The 1479-nt window shown below is 76.8% G+C and carries 2 protein-coding genes and 1 pseudogene; 2 read left to right on the top strand and 1 reads right to left on the bottom strand.

Annotated features, from left to right (window positions below; translation table 11 throughout):
• Positions 1 to 138: 138 nt before the first annotated feature.
• Complete coding sequence (locus tag CCL05_RS45470) at positions 139 to 288, top strand: hypothetical protein (RefSeq protein WP_167409726.1); 150 nt, start codon at positions 139 to 141, stop codon at positions 286 to 288.
• Positions 289 to 355: 67 nt separating this feature from the next.
• Positions 356 to 748, top strand: a pseudogene (locus CCL05_RS47345) (squalene/phytoene synthase family protein); the annotation flags it as partial.
• Between the two features lie 266 nt (positions 749 to 1014).
• Here CCL05_RS47345 and CCL05_RS47340 read toward each other — a convergent pair.
• Positions 1015 to 1371 carry a hypothetical protein gene (locus CCL05_RS47340; protein WP_341868303.1) on the bottom strand — a complete coding sequence of 119 codons (357 nt, stop codon included), beginning with the start codon at positions 1369 to 1371 and terminating at the stop codon, positions 1015 to 1017.
• Positions 1372 to 1479 lie beyond the last annotated feature (108 nt).

Below are 1479 nucleotides of genomic sequence, written 5' to 3'. Positions count from 1 at the left end.
GGGCCGCCGGGCCCAGCCCCACCCGGCCCGCTCGCCCCGGCACGGTGCACCGCAGCCCATCGGGGTACCCGGGCGGCCACGGCCGGAGCGCGGCACACGGCCGCTCCGGTTCCACCGGCACGGGCAGGAGGCACCCCGATGAGCGACCACACCCCGTCCCAGGCCGAGGGCGACCGTGACGACCAGCAGGACGCGCCCGACCGCACCGCGCCACCGCACCCCACGCCGTCCCAGGCGGAGGGCGACCGCGACGACACCGCCGCCGAGGACGACGGCACCGGCTCCTGACAGGTCCCCCGACCCACATGCACTAGCCCGCTCGCGCGTCGCACAACCTGGACGTGCCGTCGTCGTTGTGAGCGGTGTGCCTCGCGCGAACACACGACCGGCAGACCGACGAGCGACCTCCGCAGGGGCGGTGATCGGCGACGATCCGGCGCTGCGGGCGGCCTACGGGCTGTGCCGGCGCCGGACCAGGGAGCAGGACCCGGCGGAGTACGCGCTGATCCAGCTCGTGCCCGCGGCGCTGCGCCCGGCCTGCTGGGCCCTGTGGGCGGCGGCCAGCGCGCTCGACGACCTGGGCGACGACCGCACCGCGCCCGCCGCCGAGCGGGCCGCCCGGGTCGAGGAGTGGATCACCGCCCTGCACCGCGAACTGCCCGCCGGCACCAGCCCGGACCCGGTCCGCCACGCCCTGGCCGACACCGCGGCGCGCTGGCGCCTGGACCTGTCCGAACTGCACGGCGCCATGGTCCAGGTCCAGGACGACACCCACGGCAGGCACTTCCCCGACTGGGCCGCCTGGCGCACCTGGGGGCGGGACAACCTGCTGCCCTGGTTCGGCCAGGTCCGCACGCTCTTCGACCGGGCGGGCGTCCCCGTGGCGCTCCGGCTGGACTGCCGGGAGACCTACGAGGAGTTCCTCGACGGCGTCCGGCTCACGGACATCCTCACCGACCTGTCCGCCGACCTCGCCCAGGGCGACCTCCTCCTGCCCGAGGAGGCCGTGCGGCCCTACCCGGGGGCCGCGGACGATCTGGCGCACCGGCGCTGGAGCCCCGCCGTCGCCGCGCTGGTCACGCAGCTGACCGGCCTGGCCCGCCAGTGGGTGACCCAGGACGGTCTCAGCCGCGGCATGCACCCCGGGCCGGCGGAGCCGATCGCGTCGAGCTGGGCGCGCAGCAGGGCGGCCATGGTGTGCAGGACGGTGGCCGGCCCGGGGTGCATGCCGCGGCTGAGACCGTCCTGGGTCACCCACTGGCGGGCCAGGCCGGTCAGCTGCGTGACCAGCGCGGCGACGGCGGGGCTCCAGCGCCGGTGCGCCAGATCGTCCGCGGCCCCCGGGTAGGGCCGCACGGCCTCCTCGGGCAGGAGGAGGTCGCCCTGGGCGAGGTCGGCGGACAGGTCGGTGAGGATGTCCGTGAGCCGGACGCCGTCGAGGAACTCCTCGTAGGTCTCCCGGCAGTCCAGCCGGAGCGC

The organism is Streptomyces africanus, from assembly GCF_002150735.1.
Taxonomy (GTDB): domain Bacteria; phylum Actinomycetota; class Actinomycetes; order Streptomycetales; family Streptomycetaceae; genus Streptomyces; species Streptomyces africanus.
The sequence above is the reverse complement of the archived record's forward strand: the minus strand, read 5'-3'. Positions and strand labels throughout refer to the sequence as shown.

Excerpts from the sequence above, each read along its gene's own strand:
- CCL05_RS45470 (WP_167409726.1), top strand. The coding sequence starts at position 139 with ATGAGCGACCACACCCCGTCCCAGGCCGAGGGCGACCGTGACGACCAG.